Here is a 20,140-nt window from a genome sequence, read left to right as displayed (position 1 = left end):
ATATCCGTTTCATAGAAAAGAGCGGCGGCATCGTGCCGCCGCTCTGGCATATAGAAGCGGCAGAGATGATCCTGTCAGCTTCTTAAGTGTCAGTTTAATCCGGTTGTTCTTATGAGAATGGATTCTCTGTCTTGTACAGAACACCCTTTGGCTGATTGTAGCCGATCTCCTCTACATCAACACCGATGTATTTGAATACCTCATAGAGCTGCTTTCCGAAGTGACCGAAAGCAACAGCACCATGATGAGGGAAGTTCTTCTCGATCAGTACGTGACGGTAGAAACGACCCATCTCGTTGATCGCGAAAATACCGATCGCACCGAAGGAACGTGTTGCAACAGGGAGAACCTCTCCGTTCGCAATGTAAGCACGAAGCTTTGCATCGGCAGTGCTCTGCAGACGGAAGAATGTGATATCGCCAGGAACGATATCTCCCTCGAGAGTACCGTTTGTTACCTCTACCGGAAGAGAACGAGCCATGATCATCTGGTTCTTCATCTCGCAGAAGGAAAGCTTTGTAGATGCTGTATTTCCACAGTGGAAGCCCATGAAGATATCCTTCTGTGTATAATCGAACTTGCCCTTGATCTCCTCGTTGTAGATGTCTGCAGGAACGGTATTGTTGATATCAAGCAGTGTAACAGTATCATCGCTGACAACGGTACCGATGAACTCGCTGAGTGCTCCGTAGATATCTACCTCACAGGATACAGGAATGCCTCTCTTGGTAAGACGGCTGTTAACGTAGCAAGGTACGCATCCGAACTGTGTCTGGAATGCCGGCCAGCACTTTCCTGCCAGTGCAACGAACTTACGATATCCTCTGTGCTCCTCGATCCAGTCAAGAAGAGTGATCTCGTACTGTGCAAGCTTGTTTAAGATCTCCGGCTTCTTGTTGCCGGCACCAAGCTCTTCCTCCATATCCTTAACAACATCAGGGATACGTGGATCATCTGCATGCTTGTTGAATGCCTCGAACAGGTCAAGCTCAGAGTTCTCCTCGATCTCTACGCCGAGGTTGTAAAGCTGTTTGATCGGTGCATTACATGCAAGGAAGTTCAGTGGACGTGGACCAAAGCTGATGATCTTCAGGTTGTTAAGAGCATATACAGCCTTTGCGATTGGAAGGAACTCATGGATCATATCAGCACATTCCTCTGCAGTTCCAACCGGATAATCAGGGATGTAAGCCTTTACGTTACGAAGCTTTAAATTGTAGCTTGCGTTGAGCATACCACAGTATGCATCACCTCTGCCCTGGATCAGTCCGCCGTTTGCGGAAGTCTCCTCAGCAGCAGCTACGAACATCTTAGGACCATCGAAGTGCTTTGCAAGAAGTGTCTCAGCGATCTCAGGACCGAAGTTACCAAGGTATACACAGAGAGCGTTACAGCCGGCTTTCTTGATGTCCTCAAGAGCCTGAACCATGTGGATCTCACTCTCTACGATACAGATCGGACACTCATAAATGTCCTCTGCGTCATATTTAGCAGCGTATGCTTTTACAAGGTTTTCTCTTCTTGTTACAGAGAGCGACTCCGGGAAACAGTCCCTGCTCACTGCAACAATACCGATTTTCATTTTTGGCATGTTTTCCATTGTTGTTATCATCCTTTCTTTTCTTGTATATAAATCGTGAATAACATTGCTTTCGGCAATGTTCCTTCTTGAGGTTTTTTTTCACCTCACATAGTTTTATTTTATTACATTTTATCACTATTTGCAATCAAAGTTTTGCAAACATTCTGCAAACATTTTGGAATATCTGCCTGTCCCATACATATATTGAAAAAGAATGGAGGATGAGATATGGGACAGAGAGATCAGGTACTTCGTGTGCTGGCAAAGGATCTGCGCCGTTACATGGAAAAGCTGGACATTGATTACCGGCTTCTTCAGGAAATACGCATCCGGGCAGATGCGCCGCTTATGGTGGTATATCATGGAAAAGAATATTTTGTCGGCCGCAGCGGCTGTCTGACCACGGATCCGGAGGCACCGGTCATGGCAGAGCGGCAGGATGTGAAGGAGACGATGGAGCGCATCAGCAATTATTCGATGTATGCCTTTGAGGAAGAACTCAAGCAGGGATTTATCACGATACAGGGCGGTCATCGCGTCGGCGTGGCGGGGAAAATTGTGTTGGAAAAGGATCAGGTGAAGAATCTGCGTTACATATCATTTATCAATATCCGGCTGGCACACCAGCTGTTAGGGTGCGGGGACAGAGTACTTCCGTATCTGATCAACGGGGAGAGCATTTATCATACGCTTATCATATCACCGCCGCGCTGTGGGAAGACAACGCTGCTGCGTGATTTGATACGACAGCTGTCGAACGGCAGTGCGAAAAGGCATGGCATGAATGTGGGCGTGGTCGATGAGCGATCGGAGCTCGGAGCCTGTTATCAGGGGACACCGCAGAATGATCTGGGCTATCGTACGGACATTCTCGACTGCTGCCCCAAAAAGGAAGGAATGATGATGCTGGTGCGTTCCATGTCGCCCAACGTGATCGCAGTGGATGAGATTGGATCAAAGGAGGATGTGGAGGCACTGGAATATGTGATGAACTGCGGTGTGAAGATATTAGCAACCGTGCATGGAAAAAGCATGGAGGAGATCCGCAAAAAACCGATTCTTGGCAGGCTGGTACAGGAGAAGGTATTTCAGCGGTATGTGCTTTTGTCTGCCAGTCAGATCGGCAGGGTAGATGCTATTTTCGATGAGCGTGGGACGTATCTGGCACATCCGTGTGGGGATGTGCAGGAAGGAGGAGAGGCATGAATCTGCTGCGGATGATCCTGAAAATGACTGGAGGCGCAATGGTGTTTGCCGGAGGCAGCGGTTTTGGTCTTTGGCTTGCCGGCAAACGAAAAAGAAGGATCGAGATCCTGCGGGAGCTTGCGCAGGTGCTGATCCTTCTGTATGGGGAAGTGGAGTATGCGGCGGTAGATATGGTGGAGATCTTTCAGAAGCTTTCCGGAAAGACATGCTATTTCCGGGGATTTTTCGGGAATATGTATGAAGGACTTTTGCGGGCGGAGGATGTGAGCCTGCAGGAGCTGTGGGAAAACGGGATCATGGCAGATAAAACGGCAGGCATGCTGGACAGAGAGGACGTCATGCTTTGGAGAGAGATCGGAATGCATCTGGGGACGCTTGACCGGCAGACACAGCTTCAGACGTTACATGTGCTGCAGGACAGGCTGGGAAGGAGTATACAGGATGCCGAGACAGAGTATCAGTCGCAGGCGAAGGTATATCGGCTGGTGGGGATCACAGGAGGGATATTCACTGCGATACTACTCTTGTAGAGTGAGAGGAGAAGATGGATGAGTATAAATTTGATATTTCGGATCGCAGCAGTCGGAATTCTTGTTTCTGTTCTGGGACAGGTGCTCAAGCATGCGGGCAGAGAGGAGCAGGCATTTCTTGTCAGTCTGTCCGGACTGATCCTGGTGCTTTTGTGGGTGATCCCTTATATATTGGAGTTGTTCCGGTCGATACAGGAGCTGTTTACCTTGTAGCCGGACAGAATGGAGAGGCACAATGGAAAAGATTATTATGATCGGCATCATGGCGGTGTTTTTGGCAATCCCGCTCAAAAAGGACAAAGCAGAATTTGGCATGCTTCTGATCCTGACAGCGTGTCTGTTGATCAGCTTTCTGGCGTTGGGACGGATCGGCGAGCTGCTCCGGTATCTTAAGTCTCTGCAAAAGTATCTTGGCGGTGGAAGTATATATATGAAGGTTCTGTTCAAGATGATCGCTGTGACATATATGGCGGAGCTTGGAGCGAATCTGTGCCGGGATGCCGGTTACAGTGCCGTGGCGGGACAGATCGAATTTTATGGGAAACTGATGCTTCTGGCGGTCAGCATTCCGGTGTTGGCAGCGCTTTTTGAGGTGCTGATCCGGTTTGTGCCGTCCGGTCTGTGAGGGAGGTGATGAGGTGAGTGGAACTAAGGAAGGTGCCGGGCTCTATGACAGTCTGGCGAATGAGCTGTCGTATGACCAGATACAGCAGATGATGGATCAGCTTCTGGGAGAAGAAAGCTTCGGCTTTGCGGACATGGTACAAAGCATGATTCGGAATGGAAAAGCGGACACGGTGGTGGATTTACTGCATTCGTTCCGGAAAATTGTGCTTTCCTCCTTTAGTAGTGACCGCAAAATGTTTGTTTCGCTGATCGCTGTGGCGCTGGTGGGAGCGGTGTTTTCAAACTTCTCCAAGGTGCTTCACGGCAAGGAGGTGGCGGGAACCGCTTTTTTATATTGTATATCTGTTATTTTTTTCAATCCTGGCAACTTCGTTTCTGCAGATCGCGCAGCTTGCCGGGCAGACGATGGAGAACCTGCTTGCGTTTGTGAAGGTATTGATCCCGGCTTTTTTTATCAGTCTGTCCTTCACGCAGGGGGGCGTTGCAGCAGGGGCGTATTATGAGTTCGCGCTTGCGATGATCATGGTGGTCAACTGGCTTTTGGCGGGACTTGCCCTGCCGGCAGTCCATCTTTACTTTTTCCTGCAGGTTGTCAACCAGCTTTCGGGGGAGGACATGTTTTCCAAGATGGCAGATCTGATCCGGGACGGCGTCCGCTTCGGCGTGAAGGCGGTGTTTGGCCTGATGATGGGGATGAATGTCATACAGGGGCTGATCATTCCGGTGAGTGCCGAGGTCAAAAACATGACGATGGTGCGGTTGTCAAGCTCGATACCGGGTGTAGGCAATTCGGTGGGGAATGTTTTGCAGACCGTTTTGTGTGCCGGTAAGCTCGTCAAAAATGCCGTGGGTGTGGCAGGTGTGATTGCCGTGTTTTTCCTTTGTGCGGTGCCGTTATTGCAGATGATCGTGAGCCGGGTTCTTTTTCAGATTGCGGCGGCAGTGGTGCAGCCGGTGTCGGACAAAAGGCTGATCCGTGGACTTTCCGGAGCTGTTCGGGCGGTGGATCTGTACATATATACAGTTGGTGTCGGGGCACTGCTATTTATTTCATCGATCGCGATGATCAGTGCATTCACTACATAACATAGAAAGGCGGTAACAATGCTGCAGCAGATGATCCGGAATATTCTGGTATATGTGATCATGATCAATATTTTACAGGGACTTGTGTCCAGCGAAAGCTTCCGGGGGATTTTCCGGTTTGTCGGAGGAATGATACTGATCGTTTTATGCATCAGTCCGGTACTGTCCAATATTTCGGACACGGATATGATCGGAAAATATCTGCAGGAGCAGTTGTTTCAGGGAGAATTGGATCAGTTGAAGCAGGAGACGGCACTGGCACAGGGGAATATGGAAAATGTGATGCTTGACGAGTGCCGCAAAGAGCTGGAGCGGCAATTGACACAGATTGCCGGACAGCAGGGGGAGGAGAATGTTCAGGCTTCTGTGTCCCTGAAAAAGGACAGTGATGGAATGCTGAAGCTGAAAAAGGTTACGATGATCCTTCCGGAAAATGCCGTGCAGACCACGGCAAAGGGGGACGAAAAATCGATCCATGTGGAGGATATTGTGATCGACGGAGGCAGTCAGAGCGGGGAAACGGATTCCGGGACAAGAAAGCTGAAACAGACAATCTGTGAAAAATATGAGCTTCCGGGAAAGAAGGTGATTGTATGGAGAAAAAGTGGAAAAAATTAATAGAGAGCCTGCGCCGTCAGGAAAAGCAGCAGGGAGGAAAAAAGGAGCCGGATGTGTCAAAGCTCATCATTCTTTTTCTGGCGGGAGTCTTTCTTTTGTTTCTGTCGCTGCCAACAGGAAACCTGTCCGAAAAAAAGGACAGTACGCAAAAAGGGACAGACAAAAAGCAGTCACAGAGCACCGTGCAGGAAACGGCGGTTTCGGCGATGGAGGAATATGCCGGAAAGCAGGAACGGGAGCTGGAAAAGGTATTGTCGAAGGTCAAGGGGATCGGTGATGTTGACGTGATGGTAACGATCGCTTCCTCGGAGGAAAAACGCACCCTCAAGCAGGAGGATTCCAGTAACAGCAGCACCAACGAATCGGACAGCACCGGCGGCAGCCGGACGCAAAGTGAGAGCAGCACGAAGACGGAGCCGGTATTAGTGGGGGAGGAAGGTAAACAACCCTATGTCATACAGATTGCATCCCCGCAGATCGAGGGCGTTCTTGTCGTGGCACAGGGGGCAGGAAGCGGAGCAATGGATTCTGAAATTATTGCAGCAGTAGAGGCATTATTTCCTATAGAATCACATAAGATTAAAGTAATGAAAATGAGGTAGTCCTTAACAGGTGTTTCTCTATCGTCAAAGAAAGGAATGGAGGATTGTTATGAAGAAGTTTGCACGGAAAAATCAATGGATCATTACGGCGCTTGCGGTGCTGATCGCTGTGGCGGGGTATTTGAATTTTACCGGACAGGAGATTGACAAGAACGGATGGAAAAGCGTGATGTCTCTGAGCGGAAAGGAAACAGCGGCGCCACAAGAAAATGCGGATGCTGTCCGGGAGAATGCGGATGCGGCGGCACAGGAGGAAATGACCGGTCAGAAGAAGGAAAGTAAGAAAACCTCTGCGGATACGACACTTGATATTTCTGCCCAGGAGGACGGAGGAGATTATACGGTGGCTGACAGCGGCGAATTAAAATCCGCGTCCGAGGAAAATCCGGGCGAAGCAGTCATGGTTTCCAATTCGCTGGGCGCAGATTATTTTTCTTCCGCAAAGTTGTCCAGAGAGCAGAGCCGCGCGAAGAATAAGGAAACGCTGATGACGATCATCAATAATGATAAGATCGCATCAAAGGATAAGAAAAGCGCGATCGATCAGGTGGCACAGCTTACAAAGGACGCACAGTTAGAAAGTGCGGCAGAGCTTATGCTGGAGGCGAAGGGCTTTACGGATTCTGTTGTCAGCATTGAGAAGGGGAGTGCAGATGTGATCGTGAACGCAGGAGAACTGACACAGCAGCAGTTGGCGCAGATCACCGATATTGTTACGCGCAAGACGAAAATATCCGCGGACAATATTGTGATCACACCGGTAGCAGTGAAATGAAATCGTAACACGGCGGTATCGCGAAATCGTGAAGTCTGCTTGCAAATATGATGAGATTTGGTATAATAAACTAGAATAATTGGCAACATTTTATAAAAAGAACAAAGGAGGTAGTGTGTCGTGTCAAAGGAGCAGACTTCGAGAGAATATATTACGAAGAAAAAAGAGCTGGGCGAGGTTAGGATCGCATCGGACGTTGTTGCAGCGATCGCAGCACTGGCAGCCACAGAGATAGATGGCGTGTATTCCATGGCTGGAAATATCACAAACGAACTGATCGGCAAACTGGGTATGAAGAATCTTTCCAAGGGAGTAAAGATCCTGATGGAGGGCGGCATTGTTCGTGTGGATATGATGGTTGTCGTTAATTATGGTTACAGTATCCCGGAGGTGTCTGAGCAGGTTCAGGAGAGAGTCAGCCAGCAGATCGAGAATATGACCGGATTATCTGTTTCCGAGGTGAATGTCCGCATCGCCGGAGTTAAGCTCGAAGAAAACTAATAAAGGTAAGGGTAGAGAACATGACAAGAAAAAAGGTCAGAGAACATTTATTCCAAATGCTGTTTGTACTGGATTTTTATCCGGCAGAGGAGTTAGACAGCCAGGTTGATACATTTCTGGAAGGACTTGGCAGCCACTCTGAGTCAGCAAAGGGAGAGTCCGAGGAAGGTCTTGAAAAGGTGCGTGCAGAGCTGAAGCAGAAGTTTTATGCGGTAGCAGAGCATCAGGAGGAGATTGACAAGAAGATCGAGGAGAAGTCAAACGGCTGGTCTTTAAAGCGTCTGGCAAAGGCTGATGTCACAGCACTTCGTCTGGCGATTTACGAGATCCTGTACGATGAGGATGTGCCGGCAGGAGTCGCAGTCAATGAGGCTGTAGAGCTTGCCAAGCGTTTCGGAACGGATAAGTCACCATCATATGTCAACGGAGTTCTTGGCTCTGTTGTCAGAGACTGCACGGAGGAGTAGACATGAGCAGGGCAGTGACAGTGTCTCAGATCAACCGGTATATTGCCAACCTGTTTAAGCAGGACTATACATTGTCCGGGATTCAGGTGAAGGGAGAGATATCCGGCTGCAAGTATCATTATTCCGGTCATATTTATTTCACGCTGAAGGATGCCGGAGCGGCAATTTCCTGCGTGATGTTTTCCTCTCAGCGTAAGGGACTTGACTTTACATTGGAGGATGGTCAGAGTGTGATCGTGACCGGACAGATCAGCGTCTTTGAGAGAGACGGCAGATATCAGCTCTATGCCCGCAGCATTGCTCAGGATGGTGTAGGCCGATTATATGAAGAATACGAGAAACTTAAAAAGCGCCTCTTAGCAGAGGGGCTTTTTGACGAACAAAGGAAAAAACCAATCCCGAGGTACGCCTCAAAGATCGGTGTTGTCACGGCAGAGACCGGAGCGGTGATACAGGATATCTGTAATGTGACATACCGCCGCAATCCCTATGTGCAGCTTTATCTCTATCCGGCAAAGGTACAGGGAGAGGGTGCCGCACAGACGGTGATCGAAGGCATCCATTATTTTGAACAGACCGTTGTAGATACGATCATTATAGGGCGTGGCGGAGGCTCTGTGGAAGACCTGTGGTGCTTTAATGATGAAGTGCTGGCCAGGGTGATCGCAGACTGTACGAAGCCGATCATTTCCGCGGTTGGTCATGAGACGGATACCACGATCTCGGACTATGCAGCGGATCTGCGGGCACCGACACCATCCGCGGCAGCCGAGCTTGCGGTATATTCGTGGCGGGAGATGGAGATCGGTCTCAGAGAGTACCGGAATGATCTGAGGCAGGCGATGCATCAGATCCTGAAAGTGCGTAAGCTTGAATTACAGAAATATATGGTGCTTTTGCAGCATGTGAGTCCGGAGGATATCCTGCGGCAGAAGCGTCTTGTTCTTGCGGACAGCCAGGAGCGTCTGCAGAGGCTGATGGAGAAACGGCTCACCGATGCAAAGCACAGGCTGGCACTGTATGCGGAGGAGATGAAGGGATTATCGCCTCTTCAGAAGCTGCAGAGCGGATACACCTATACAGCAGACGAGGCGGGCAATCATATTGATTCCGTTCAGAGTCTTGAGAAGGGACAGCATCTGACGTTGACCTTTGCGGATGGACAGGCAGATGTCACGGTGGACGAGATCAGAGAGTAGGGCAGGCCTGCGGCGGAACGTTGGCGGGCTGAGAAAGGAATAGTAGTGTATTATGGCAAAAAAGATCATATTAGAGGAATCCTTTGAACAGCTTGAGACGATCATTGCGGAGCTGGAAAAGGGAGATATGACGCTGGAGGATTCCTTCAAGAAGTACGAGGAAGGCATGAAGCTTATCAAAAACTGCAGCAATTCAATCGACCGCGTTGAGAAGAAGCTGATCGTATTGGAAAACGGAGAAGAATAACAGAAGAATTTGCAAATACAGCGGCTGCGGAAACGGCGGGTTGCGGGAAGGCATGGTTTTATCATGAATAAAGAAAAATTTGAAAAAGAATTTAAGGAAAGACAGCAGGAGGCAGAGAAGATACTGACCGGGTATCTTCCGAACCGGGAGGGACTCCAGAAGACGATATTTGATGCGATGGAATACAGTCTGATGGCGGGCGGCAAGAGGATCCGTCCGATCCTGATGAGGGAAGCCTACCGGCTTTTTGGCGGTGAGGATATGAAGGTGATCGAGCCGTTTATGGCAGCGATCGAGATGGTACATACCTATTCGCTGGTTCATGATGATCTTCCTGCGATGGACAATGATGACTATCGAAGAGGAAGAAAGACGACGCATGTCGTATACGGAGAGGATATGGGAATCCTTGCCGGAGACGCCTTGCTCAATTATGCATTTGAGACGGCATCACAGTGCTTTGACCATATCAGTGACCCGATGTCGGCAGCAAAGGCAATGCAGATCTTTGCCCGCAAGGCGGGTGTTTATGGCATGGTTGGCGGTCAGGTCGTTGATGTGGAACGCACCGGACAGCCTTTGGATAAGGAAGTGCTCGAGTTTATTTATACGCTTAAGACAGGTGCTCTTTTAGAGAGTGCACTTATGGTGGGTGCAGCGTTAGCCGGTGCGGATGAGACGGCACTGGAGCAGATGGAACAGATCGGACGCAGCGTCGGAATGGCATTTCAGATCCAGGACGATATCCTTGACTGCACCAGCACGACAGAAGAGCTTGGAAAGCCGGTACACAGTGATGAGAAAAACGAAAAGACAACGTATGTGACACTCTACGGAATCGAGCAGTCGCATCAGGCGGTCGAGCGGTATTCCCATCAGGCGGTTGAGCTTCTTGAGAAGCTTCCGGGAAGCAATCCGTTTCTCGAGGACCTGATCGAATATCTGATCAACCGTACGAAATAATTCAGGAACTTCGAAGAAACTCCTGATACAGGTCTGTCAGGATACGTTATATTACAAAGAAATGAGGGAACACTGTGGGAGAAATATTGGACAAGATAGAAAAACCAAATGATATAAAGGAGCTTGAAAAGGACGAGCTTCGTCCGCTTGCCAAGGAGATCAGACGTTTTCTGGTACAAAAGATCAGTCACACCGGAGGTCATCTTGCATCAAATCTCGGTGTGGTGGAGCTTACCATGGCACTTCATCTTTGCTGCAATCTTCCAGAGGATAAGATCGTCTGGGATGTGGGACACCAGTCTTACACACATAAGATCCTGACCGGCAGAAAGGACGGCTTTGACCATCTGCGGCAGTTTGGAGGAATGAGTGGATTTCCGAAGCAGTCGGAGAGTGACTGTGACGCTTTCGACACCGGACACAGTTCGACTTCGATCAGTGTCGCACTGGGTATGGCAAAGGCGAGAGATCTTCGTGGGGAGGACCGCAAGATCTTTGCAGTGATCGGAGACGGTGCGCTGTCCGGCGGCATGGCGTTTGAGGCGATGAATAACGCCGCACGTCTGAAATCTAATATGGTGATCGTTTTGAATGATAACCAGATGTCGATTTCTAAAAATGTAGGAGGCATGTCGAGCTACCTTGGCAAGATCCGTACAAACGGCAACTATACGGAGCTTAAGGAAGAGGTTGAGAATGCACTTTCAAAGCTTCCGCATCTCGGCGATAAGCTGACAAGCCGGATCCGAGGATTTAAAGACCTGGTGAAGCGCGTGTTGATTCCGGGAATGCTTTTTGAGGATATGGGACTGACCTATATCGGACCGATCGACGGACATAATATCCAGCAGATGGTAACAGCGTTTGAGAGTGCCTCCAAGGTGAAGGAAGCGGTGATCGTTCATGTCTGCACCAGAAAGGGAAAGGGCTACCGACCGGCAGAGCAGAACCCATCGTATTTCCATGGAGTATCTCCGTTTAATCTGAAGGACGGAAGCAGCCGGAAGACGGTCGAATCGGCTCAGACGTATACCGATATTTTCAGTGAAACCATGTTAGAGACAGCCGCTGAGAGGAATGATATCGTGGCAGTTTCCGCAGCAATGCCGTCAGGAACAGGTCTGACGGGGATGGCGGAGAAGTATCCGAAGCAGTTTTTCGATGTCGGGATCGCGGAGGAGCATGCGGTCACGTTTGCGGCCGGAATGGCGGCAGGCGGCTTAAAGCCGGTTGTGGCAATCTATTCGACATTTCTGCAGAGAGCCTATGATCAGATCCTTCACGATGTCTGCATCGGAAAGATGCCGGTTGTATTTGCTGTTGACAGGGCAGGTCTTGTCGGCAGTGACGGAGAGACACATCAGGGAATCTTTGATCTCGCGTATCTGAGAAGTATGCCGAATCTTACGGTGATGGCACCGAAGAACGGCTGGGAATTAAAGCAGATGATGTTATTTGCACTTGCGCAGAACGGACCGGTTGCAGTGCGCTATCCGAGGGGAGAGGCGTGGACCGGACTGCAGGATCATAAGCAGGAAATCGCAATGGGACAGGCTGAGTGGATCTGCTCCGGACAGGAGACTGCGCTTCTTGCGGTCGGCAGCATGGTCGAGACGGCGATGTGGGTCAGAGAAAAGCTTAAGGCGCAGGATCAGAAGGTGACCGTGATCAATATGCGTTTTGTTAAGCCAATTGATGTGAATGTGTTAGAACAGCTAAAGGAGAAGCATTCCAGAGTAGTTACTCTGGAGGAGGGCGTTTTTAACGGCGGCTTTGGTGAGGCAGTTTCCGCATGGTATGAAGAAACGCCGATGAAGGTAATGAATATTGCGCTGCCGGATCAGTTTATTGAGCATGGCAGTGTCAGGGAACTGAAGGAGAAATATGGTCTGGATCCGGAGGGGATCACGAAGAAGATCTTGTCCTGGCAGCAGGATAGAAAGGCATAGGATATGGCAAAGGAACGATTGGATGTGCTTTTGGTCAAGAGAAATCTGGCAGCGTCCAGAGAGAAAGCGAAAGCAATTATTATGACAGGAAATGTCTTTGTCAACGGACAGAGAGAGGATAAAGCGGGGTCTGCCTTTAAGGAGGACGTATTGATCGAGGTGAAGGGAACACCGATGAAATATGTCAGCCGCGGGGGCTATAAGCTGGAGAAGGCGATTGAGCTTTGGCAGGTGCCGCTTAAGGACAAGATCTGCATGGATGTGGGATCATCGACCGGCGGCTTTACAGACTGCATGCTTCAGAACGGTGCCGTGAAGGTTTATGCTGTGGATGTCGGAACCAATCAGCTTGCATGGAAGCTTCGTCAGGATGAGAGAGTTGTTTCTATGGAGAAGACCAACGTTCGTTATGTAACACCGGAGGACATTGCGGATCCGATCGCATTTTTCTCGGTGGATGTCGCATTTATCTCGCTGAAGAAGGTGTTAGAGCCTGTTAAGGCTTTACTGACACCGGATGGACAGGGTGTCTGCCTTGTGAAGCCGCAGTTTGAAGCGGGCAGAGAGAAGGTCGGCAAAAAGGGCGTTGTCCGTGATCCGAAGGTACACATAGAGGTGTTGGAGCAGATCATGCAGTATGTACTTTCGATTGGCTTTGCAATACGTGAGCTGAGCTTTTCGCCGATCAAGGGACCGGAGGGCAATATCGAGTATCTCCTTTATATCAATAATACCGCATCTGCACCGGAAGAGCCGGTCAGCGATGAAGCGTTTCAGGAGGAGTACGCGGCGCTCATCAGGGAGACGGTTGCGGCTGCCCATGGAAAGCTCGATAGGGAAGCGGGTGCCGTGGAGCATGTGAATGCTGTCACAGAATAATGAAAGCGGGTGCCGTGGAGTATGTGAATGCTGTTACAGAGTGATGGCAGCCGGTGCCATGGGAAAGCACAGTGTTGTCTGTGAATGAACGGAGATAACTGTAGAATGATTTGTATGAGAATGGAGAACAGCGATGAAACGGTTTTGTGTGATCACAAACAGGGATAAAGAGGACAGTAACCGCAAAGCGTTATATATTCAGGAATATATTGAGCAAAAGGGCGGCAAGTGTCATATACTGGAGAACCGCCGGGTGATCTCGGAGGGAATCCTGCATTATACAGACGCAGATAAGATCCCGGAGGAGACCGAGTGTGTCCTGGTACTCGGAGGAGACGGGACGATGATCCAGGCTGCGATCGATCTGGTGCACAGCCGTCTGCCGATCCTCGGGATCAATATGGGTACGATGGGGTTTCTGACGGAGGTGGAGCAGCAGAATCTGGAACGGGCCTTGGATATGATGTTTGCGGATCAGTATATGATCGAGAACCGGATCATGCTCCGTGAGAGCAGCCCGCAGGCAGAGAAGGGCAAAGGAAAAGCAAGCTATGCACTCAATGATGTAGTGGTCAGCAAGCGGGGCGATTGCAGGCTCATCACGATAAAAGTATATATTAATGAAGAATTAGCCGATATCTATCGTGCAGATGGTCTGATCATTTCCACACCTACGGGGTCAACCGGATATAATTTGTCGGCAGGAGGACCGGTTATGGTGCCGGATACAGAGGCAACCGTGATCACACCGATCTGTGCCCATTCGCTGAATAAACGCAGCCTTGTGGTGTCCGCCAGAGATAAGATCACGCTGGAACTTGGACAGACGAAGGAGTTTCAGGAGGATACCGCCGTTTTGGTTGTCGATGGAAGAACCGTGCGCGGACTGGCAACGGGAGAACGGCTGGATATCTGTGTGCCGGAGGATCAGACGAGGATCGTCAAGCTGTCCGGTGTCAGCTTCTACAAGAAGATGCGTGATAAATTAAACGGAAATTGATCCTTTTGCCGGCTGCCTGCAGGCATGAAAATGTTTCGTAGACAGATATGGGGAAAGGTGATAAAATATATAAGTTACGGGATATATTCCCGCCAAGAAAGATAAAAGGAGAGTTTTATTATGTCAGGACATTCAAAATTTGCCAACATCAAACACAAGAAAGAAAAGAACGATGCAGCGAGAGGCAAAGTATTTACCATTCTCGGTCGCGAGATCGCGGTTGCCGTAAAGGAAGGCGGACCGGATCCTGCTAACAACAGCCGTCTTCGTGATGTGATTGCAAAGGCAAAAGCCAATAATATGCCAAACGATACCATTGAAAGAGGTATTAAGAAGGCAGCAGGAGATGCCGCATCCGTTAATTATGAGGAGGTTACCTATGAGGGATATGGACCAAGCGGTACCGCTATTATCGTGAAGGCTCTGACCGACAACAAAAACCGTACCGCCAGCAACGTAAGAAATGCGTTCACAAAGGGAAGCGGAAGTGTTGGAACACAGGGCTGCGTGTCTTATATGTTCGATGAGAAGGGACAGATCATCCTTTCTAAGGAAGAATTAGAGGATGCAGATATTACATTGAGCGCGGATGATCTGATGATGCTTGCACTGGATGCCGGCGCAGAGGATTTCAGTGAGGAGGATGACAGTTATGAGATCATCACTCTTCCAGATGATTTTAGCGCTGTCAGAGAAGCCATCGAGGCAGAAAAAATCCCAATGGCAAGCGCAGAAGTCACAATGCTGCCACAAACCTATGTTACACTTACCGATGAGAACGATATCAAGCAGCTTCAGAGAACACTCGATCTGCTCGATGAAGATGATGATGTACAGGATGTGTACCACAACTGGGATGAGTAATTGATTACGATTCCATTACAGAGAACGGGGGAAGGAAATGGCAAAACGATTCCGTACAGCGAAAAAGGGAATATGGATACTGGGAGTATTGTTGTTATTTTTCGGCATTTTTCTCGGGATAGCAGGCAGACAGCTTAACGGTTCCTCTCAGGCTGCCAATTATGAGATCATTGACGATGAGGGTAACCCGGTCACGGGAACCTATGAACTCCGTCGTGCAACGGCAACGTTTGGTCTGTCCGATTATGCTGCGGGAGATAAGTGTGAATGGACAAGTGCCAATGAGGATATCCTGACTGTCGAGCCGGCAACAGCCAATCAGCGGCAGGTCAGTGTGTCGGTTCAGAATATGGGTAAGGTCGGTCTGACCTGTACGATCACGCATTCCGATGGCAGCATGGAGACGCGTAACGTTGCGATCGATGTCGTATTTTCCATCAATGAGTTCCTTTCCACGGGAGCTCCGGCGAAGATGACGAAGATCCGTTCCAACGATTCCAGACGATCCATTGTAATGGATTACGGTACAACCGTATATTTTGGTAAGAATGCCAAGAAAGATACCAATAAGCTGAACCTGATCTTCGGTGATGCAACAAGCCAGAGTGCTGTATGGTCCAGCAGCAACAACGATGTGATCCGTGTCAGCGAGCAGGGCGGTGAAAGTCTTGTTATGGCGGTAGGAACCGGAAGGACACAGCTTTCTGTTACATACAATGACGGCAAGAATGAGTACAATGATTCCATCAATGTCTATGTCCGCCCGCAGATCCGAAAGGACAGTGTTTCCGGAGCAAGACTCGACGACTCCGCATCAACGGTGATCATGGAGCGTAATGATAAGGTCTGGATACCGGCATTGTTTGATTCTAATCCTCTGGAGGGTGTGCTTGATAAAGTAACCTGGGTTATCGCCAAGAGAAGCGGAACGACGAGAACCCTTGTCAATTCTTCTGCCGGGGGCGAGTATAATGCAAATGCAGATGCGAATCTGATATATGACAGTGCAACCAATACCTTCCGTCTGGATGCAAAGGCGGGACAGTATATTGTTATGTTCTATGTAAAAGGAACATACAACAACTTCAAAGAGGCGCAGGATTCCAGCATCTTCCTGGGATGTTTGCCGTCGTATTTTAATGCGGATGTCCGCGGTAAGTTTGAGGATAAGGATGTTACGGTCAATATCGGTGGCAGCTATGATCTTGCGGAGGCGTTTAATATCTCCAAAGACACGCTGCTTAAGAACTTCACATTGTCGGTGGAGGATAACTCCGGTAACTGGGTTTCCGTAGATTACCAGACATGGATCCTGACCGGGCGTACGCGTGGTACTGCCAAGTTTAAGGTAAAGTGTAACTCGATGCCGTCGGAGATGATTCCGGGCGTTGTGCAGGGGCAGACCTATAATGTCACGGTCAATGTCACGGATACGTTCTCGCTGAATGTGGCGAGTGCAACGATGGCAGTAGGATCGAAGTTAGATCTGACCGGTATTATCGGATCCGGAGAATATGCGGAGGCAGATTCCTTCCGATGGGAGACAACCGATCCGAGAGAGACTTATATTTCCATCAGCTCTAATGCACAGTATGCAACGGTAACGGCGAAGAAAGAGACGCCGGCGGACAGTCCGGTAAAGGTTAGTCTGTACTGGACGGATGATATGGCAGTTACGCATGTGGCAAGCTGTAAGATCTATGTAACCAATTCTGCAACAACGATCCCGCTCGATCATACGGAGCTGGAGATGGAGGTTGGCAGCATTGAGTATCTGGATTCCGGACTTTCCGGACAGCAGAATCTGACCTGGATCTCTGCGGATACAGATATGGTTAAGGTTGAGCCGCAGCAGGGCAATACAAAGGCAAAACTGACTGCCGGAACAAAGACAGGATCTACAACGATCACTGTCATCAATAAGGACAATAACGCATATGCGACCTGCCATGTTACGGTGACGGCGGCGATTACCTCGCTGACGATCGAGCAGGGCGAGAATCTGGATACATTCTTATCCGCAGGCTTTGTATTCCTGAAAGCAAATTATCTGCCAAAGAATGCAACCAATACAGAACTGAAATGGACAACGAGTGATCCGAGTGTGGCAACTGTCGATAAGAACGGTGTTGTTACACTGCTCAAGGAGGATACCGTGTGGATCTCCGTTGAGCCGGTATTTAACCCGTATAACGTAGTCGCAAGATGCTGTATCAATATCAAGAAGAATCCGGTTACCGATATCATTACGGATGTCAGTGAGATCAATATGATCGCCGGAGACCAGTATACGGTTTCAACCACGATCGTTCCAAGTGATGCGACAGACACAACGCTTCTGTGGAACACGGACGATCAGAAGATCGCCAAGGTACAGGGAGGAACGATCACGGCAGTTGCTCCGGGTGATGCAAATATCACGGTTGCCAACGGTACCGTGTTTAAGATTATCAAGGTTCATGTCAGAAACCGTTTGAAATCCGTAGCATTCACGCAGAATGAGTACGAAATCAAGGAGGGAGATACAATCTCTCTGAAAAACGCACTGATCTTTAATCCAAGTGATCATGTCAATACAAATGTTTCCTGGACATCCACGAACAGTCAGGTGGTTTCCGTGGATAAGGACGGTAATATTACCGGTCTGAAGGCAGGGGATGTTGCATGGATCACCTGTATTCCGGAGGATCTGGGGATAGCGGGCGCGATCACCTGTGCCGTAAAGGTTATCAGTCAGGATGTCCCGGCGAATAACATCACATTGAAGCCTTCCGAGACGGAAATGCATGTGGGTGAGACACTGCAGATTGAAAGTGTATTTAATCCGGTTACAGCAACATATCAGAATTTAAGCTGGTCTTCGACTAATGAGAAGGTTGCAACCGTTGATTCCAATGGTCTTGTTACTGCATTGTCAGAGGGTGAGGTTTCTATCGGAGCAGTATATACCGATCCGATCACGGGAACCGTATGGAAGCCGCTTTACTGCCGGATCACGGTGAAGAGTGCACTGACCAAGTTAAAGGATTATACGCTGACACCGGCTCATAAGGAGCTGTATGTCGGTGACAATTATACGATCGCTCCGGTATTTGATCCGAAGGACGTCACTGAGAAGACGATTCACTATTACAGCTCGGATGAAGCTGTGGCAACGGTGGATGACAATGGTGTGGTAAATGGTATCAGTGAGGGCTCTGCAGTGATCGTCGGACGGTCCGAGGATGGTAATATCGTGAGGACATGTACAGTTACCGTGGTGAAGCCGCCGGTTCCGGTAAAGGATTTACTGTGGAGCCGAAGGAGCAGGAGGTACGGGTAGGTTCGACCTTTTATATTACTCCGGTATTTACTCCAGCAGATGCAAGTAACCAGAAGGTTATTTACAAGAGTGCCGACGACAAGATAGCAACGGTTGATGAGAATGGACTTGTAACAGGTATTGCCATCGGAGAGACAACGATCATCTGCCAGTCGGTGGAAGGCAATATTATTGCAACCTGTCAGGTTACTGTGCTGAAGGCATATGTCAATGTGATCAACTTCAACATTACACCGACACAGCAGGAAGTAGAGACCGGATCGACTTTCCAGATCACACCGATCTTTACTCCGGCAGATGCAACGAATCAGAAGGTTACTTATCAGTCCTCTGATCCGAGTGTTGCGACGGTCGATGAGAAGGGTGTTGTAACCGCTGTCAAAAAGGGAACGGTTACGATTATCTGTCAGTCTGATGAAGGAAAGATCGTTGTTTACTGTAATGTAACGGTTATCGAGGGAGTATCACTTACCTTGAAGCCTTCCGCCAGAGAGATTGCCGTTGGCAAGAGCTTTACGATCACCAAGGTCATTGTACCGGTAGAGGCAGATGGAACGGCTATCTGGAAGAGTTCCAATGAAGCAGTTGCAAAGGTTACACAGAATGGAAAGGTAACCGGACTGAAAAAGGGCAAATGTACGATTTCCTGTACACTGACAAAATATAATGTCACTGCGACCTGCGAGGTGACGGTGGCAACACTCCGCACAACGGTGAAGCTTGGCAAGACCGGTATCCGCATGGGAGTCGGAACGACTTACCGCATGAAGGTAACGATCTGGTCCAACAATACCAGGACTCCTGCAGTGCGTTGGAAGACTTCCAGAAAGAAGATCGCAACTGTCAGCCAGTCCGGAAAGATCAAGGCGAAGAAGGTCGGAAGTACGGTGATCACAGCCGTATCACGAGACCGGATGAAGGCAAAGGCAAACTGCCGCGTCAGAGTTATCCAGAGGGCGAAATCGATTCAGATCGTACCGGATTATGCCGTATGCTATGTCGGCGGTACAAGAAAGCTGCATGTCAGCATGAAGCCAAAGAATACAACGCTTCATTCCGTGAAATGGAGTTCGGCAGATACGAGCATTGCTATTGTAGAAAGTGACGGCACCGTTCGTGGTATTGCCGAGGGTGAGACGAAGATCAAGGCAGTGGCAAAGGACGGAAGTAACAAGAAAGCCGTCTGTGTCATTAAGGTAACTGAGAAGGTACCGGCTACGAGCATCGTAGTAGCACAGTCGGAGCTGACGATGAAGCAGGGCGATTCGGCGAAGCTTTCCTATTCGATTCTGCCAAACAACTCTTCCGATAATATTTCCTTTGCATCGGACAACCGCAGAGTGGCAAAGGTATCCGGAGCGGGAGTCGTGACAGCGACCGGCACCGGTAACTGTACGATCACGATCCTTGCGGATGGAGGTGTGACCTCGACCGTAGCGGTCAATGTCGTTTCTCTGAACCGCAGCAGTTTAACGATGCGGCAGTATGATACAGAAACCTTGTCTGTGGAAGGAACGACCGAATCGGCAACCTGGTACTCATCCAATCCGAGGGTGGCAACCGTTGTCAACGGCAAGGTTGTCGGAAGAAGCGTCGGAACGACCTATATTTACGCAACGGTCAATGGATGCAAGATGCATGCCGTGTCAATATTACTAAATTGAATTAGAAATTTTTTGCAATTTGCACAAAAAGAACGTCTGTTCGAGAAAAGTCTTGAACA

Annotated in this window: 21 protein-coding genes; 20 read left to right on the top strand and 1 reads right to left on the bottom strand. The window is 49.2% G+C overall.

From position 1 onward, the window contains the following. Positions 1–109: 109 nt before the first annotated feature. The gene (locus DXA20_RS08375) at positions 110–1,600 is read right to left on the bottom strand and encodes an L-fucose/L-arabinose isomerase family protein (RefSeq protein ID WP_118560049.1); all 1,491 of its coding nucleotides are present in this window, start codon (positions 1,598–1,600) and stop codon (positions 110–112) included. A 210-nt stretch (positions 1,601–1,810) separates the two neighbouring features. On the opposite strand from DXA20_RS08375, the gene spoIIIAA reads away from it, so the two are divergent. The 20 genes from spoIIIAA to DXA20_RS08275 all read left to right on the top strand — a co-directional run bounded on the left by spoIIIAA (position 1,811) and on the right by DXA20_RS08275 (position 20,081). Continuing rightward, complete coding sequence (spoIIIAA, locus tag DXA20_RS08370) at positions 1,811–2,788, top strand: stage III sporulation protein AA (RefSeq protein WP_022307217.1); 978 nt, start codon at positions 1,811–1,813, stop codon at positions 2,786–2,788. Next, positions 2,785–3,318 (top strand): stage III sporulation protein AB, encoded by a 534-nt coding sequence (locus DXA20_RS08365; protein WP_118560047.1) that lies wholly within the window; start codon positions 2,785–2,787, stop codon positions 3,316–3,318. Before spoIIIAA ends, DXA20_RS08365 begins: the two co-directional genes overlap by 4 nt. 18 nt (positions 3,319–3,336) lie before the next feature. After that, positions 3,337–3,531 (top strand): stage III sporulation protein AC, encoded by a 195-nt coding sequence (spoIIIAC, locus tag DXA20_RS08360; RefSeq protein ID WP_022307215.1) that lies wholly within the window; start codon positions 3,337–3,339, stop codon positions 3,529–3,531. A gap of 22 nt (positions 3,532–3,553) precedes the next feature. Further along, positions 3,554–3,943: a SpoIIIAC/SpoIIIAD family protein gene (locus DXA20_RS08355; protein ID WP_022307214.1), complete on the top strand. Its 390-nt coding sequence runs from the start codon at positions 3,554–3,556 to the stop codon at positions 3,941–3,943. 13 nt (positions 3,944–3,956) lie between these two features. Further along, a complete protein-coding gene (locus DXA20_RS18645; RefSeq protein ID WP_118560045.1) occupies positions 3,957–4,448 on the top strand; it encodes a stage III sporulation protein AE in 492 nt (163 codons plus the stop codon). Then, positions 4,351–5,031, top strand: a complete 681-nt coding sequence (locus DXA20_RS08345; protein ID WP_442969688.1) for a stage III sporulation protein AE — start codon at positions 4,351–4,353, stop codon at positions 5,029–5,031. Before DXA20_RS18645 ends, DXA20_RS08345 begins: the two co-directional genes overlap by 98 nt. An 18-nt stretch (positions 5,032–5,049) precedes the next feature. Further along, positions 5,050–5,649: a stage III sporulation protein AF gene (locus DXA20_RS08340; RefSeq protein ID WP_118560041.1), complete on the top strand. Its 600-nt coding sequence runs from the start codon at positions 5,050–5,052 to the stop codon at positions 5,647–5,649. Beyond that, positions 5,625–6,251: a hypothetical protein gene (locus DXA20_RS08335; RefSeq protein WP_118560039.1), complete on the top strand. Its 627-nt coding sequence runs from the start codon at positions 5,625–5,627 to the stop codon at positions 6,249–6,251. Before DXA20_RS08340 ends, DXA20_RS08335 begins: the two co-directional genes overlap by 25 nt. 49 nt (positions 6,252–6,300) lie before the next feature. Continuing rightward, positions 6,301–7,026 carry a SpoIIIAH-like family protein gene (locus DXA20_RS08330; RefSeq protein WP_118560037.1) on the top strand — a complete coding sequence of 242 codons (726 nt, stop codon included), beginning with the start codon at positions 6,301–6,303 and terminating at the stop codon, positions 7,024–7,026. Positions 7,027–7,146: 120 nt separating this feature from the next. Next, complete coding sequence (locus DXA20_RS08325; RefSeq protein WP_118560035.1) at positions 7,147–7,527, top strand: Asp23/Gls24 family envelope stress response protein; 381 nt, start codon at positions 7,147–7,149, stop codon at positions 7,525–7,527. Positions 7,528–7,547: 20 nt separating this feature from the next. Next, a complete protein-coding gene (nusB, locus tag DXA20_RS08320; protein WP_118560033.1) occupies positions 7,548–7,994 on the top strand; it encodes a transcription antitermination factor NusB in 447 nt (148 codons plus the stop codon). Positions 7,995–7,996: 2 nt separating this feature from the next. Beyond that, complete coding sequence (xseA, locus tag DXA20_RS08315; RefSeq protein ID WP_118560031.1) at positions 7,997–9,193, top strand: exodeoxyribonuclease VII large subunit; 1,197 nt, start codon at positions 7,997–7,999, stop codon at positions 9,191–9,193. 52 nt (positions 9,194–9,245) lie between these two features. Beyond that, complete coding sequence (xseB, locus tag DXA20_RS08310) at positions 9,246–9,440, top strand: exodeoxyribonuclease VII small subunit (protein ID WP_022307206.1); 195 nt, start codon at positions 9,246–9,248, stop codon at positions 9,438–9,440. A 63-nt stretch (positions 9,441–9,503) separates the two neighbouring features. Next, positions 9,504–10,403 carry a polyprenyl synthetase family protein gene (locus tag DXA20_RS08305; RefSeq protein WP_118560029.1) on the top strand — a complete coding sequence of 300 codons (900 nt, stop codon included), beginning with the start codon at positions 9,504–9,506 and terminating at the stop codon, positions 10,401–10,403. A gap of 74 nt (positions 10,404–10,477) precedes the next feature. Beyond that, the gene (gene dxs, locus DXA20_RS08300; protein ID WP_118560027.1) at positions 10,478–12,352 is read left to right on the top strand and encodes a 1-deoxy-D-xylulose-5-phosphate synthase; all 1,875 of its coding nucleotides are present in this window, start codon (positions 10,478–10,480) and stop codon (positions 12,350–12,352) included. A gap of 3 nt (positions 12,353–12,355) precedes the next feature. Next, positions 12,356–13,231 (top strand): TlyA family RNA methyltransferase, encoded by an 876-nt coding sequence (locus tag DXA20_RS08295; protein ID WP_118560025.1) that lies wholly within the window; start codon positions 12,356–12,358, stop codon positions 13,229–13,231. Positions 13,232–13,364: 133 nt separating this feature from the next. Next, positions 13,365–14,231, top strand: a complete 867-nt coding sequence (locus tag DXA20_RS08290) for an NAD(+)/NADH kinase (RefSeq protein ID WP_118560023.1) — start codon at positions 13,365–13,367, stop codon at positions 14,229–14,231. A gap of 120 nt (positions 14,232–14,351) precedes the next feature. Continuing rightward, positions 14,352–15,095, top strand: coding sequence for a YebC/PmpR family DNA-binding transcriptional regulator (locus tag DXA20_RS08285; RefSeq protein WP_118560021.1), 744 nt, complete (start codon positions 14,352–14,354; stop codon positions 15,093–15,095). Between the two features lie 37 nt (positions 15,096–15,132). Then, positions 15,133–18,417 carry an Ig-like domain-containing protein gene (locus DXA20_RS08280; protein ID WP_118560019.1) on the top strand — a complete coding sequence of 1,095 codons (3,285 nt, stop codon included), beginning with the start codon at positions 15,133–15,135 and terminating at the stop codon, positions 18,415–18,417. Further along, complete coding sequence (locus tag DXA20_RS08275; RefSeq protein WP_118560017.1) at positions 18,339–20,081, top strand: Ig-like domain-containing protein; 1,743 nt, start codon at positions 18,339–18,341, stop codon at positions 20,079–20,081. Before DXA20_RS08280 ends, DXA20_RS08275 begins: the two co-directional genes overlap by 79 nt. Positions 20,082–20,140 lie beyond the last annotated feature (59 nt).

Origin of the sequence: Roseburia sp. AM59-24XD (assembly GCF_003478445.1) — a bacterium.
In the GTDB taxonomy this organism is placed as follows: domain Bacteria; phylum Bacillota; class Clostridia; order Lachnospirales; family Lachnospiraceae; genus Jutongia.
Note: the sequence above shows the minus strand (reverse complement) of the source record. Positions and strands in the feature narration are given on the sequence as shown.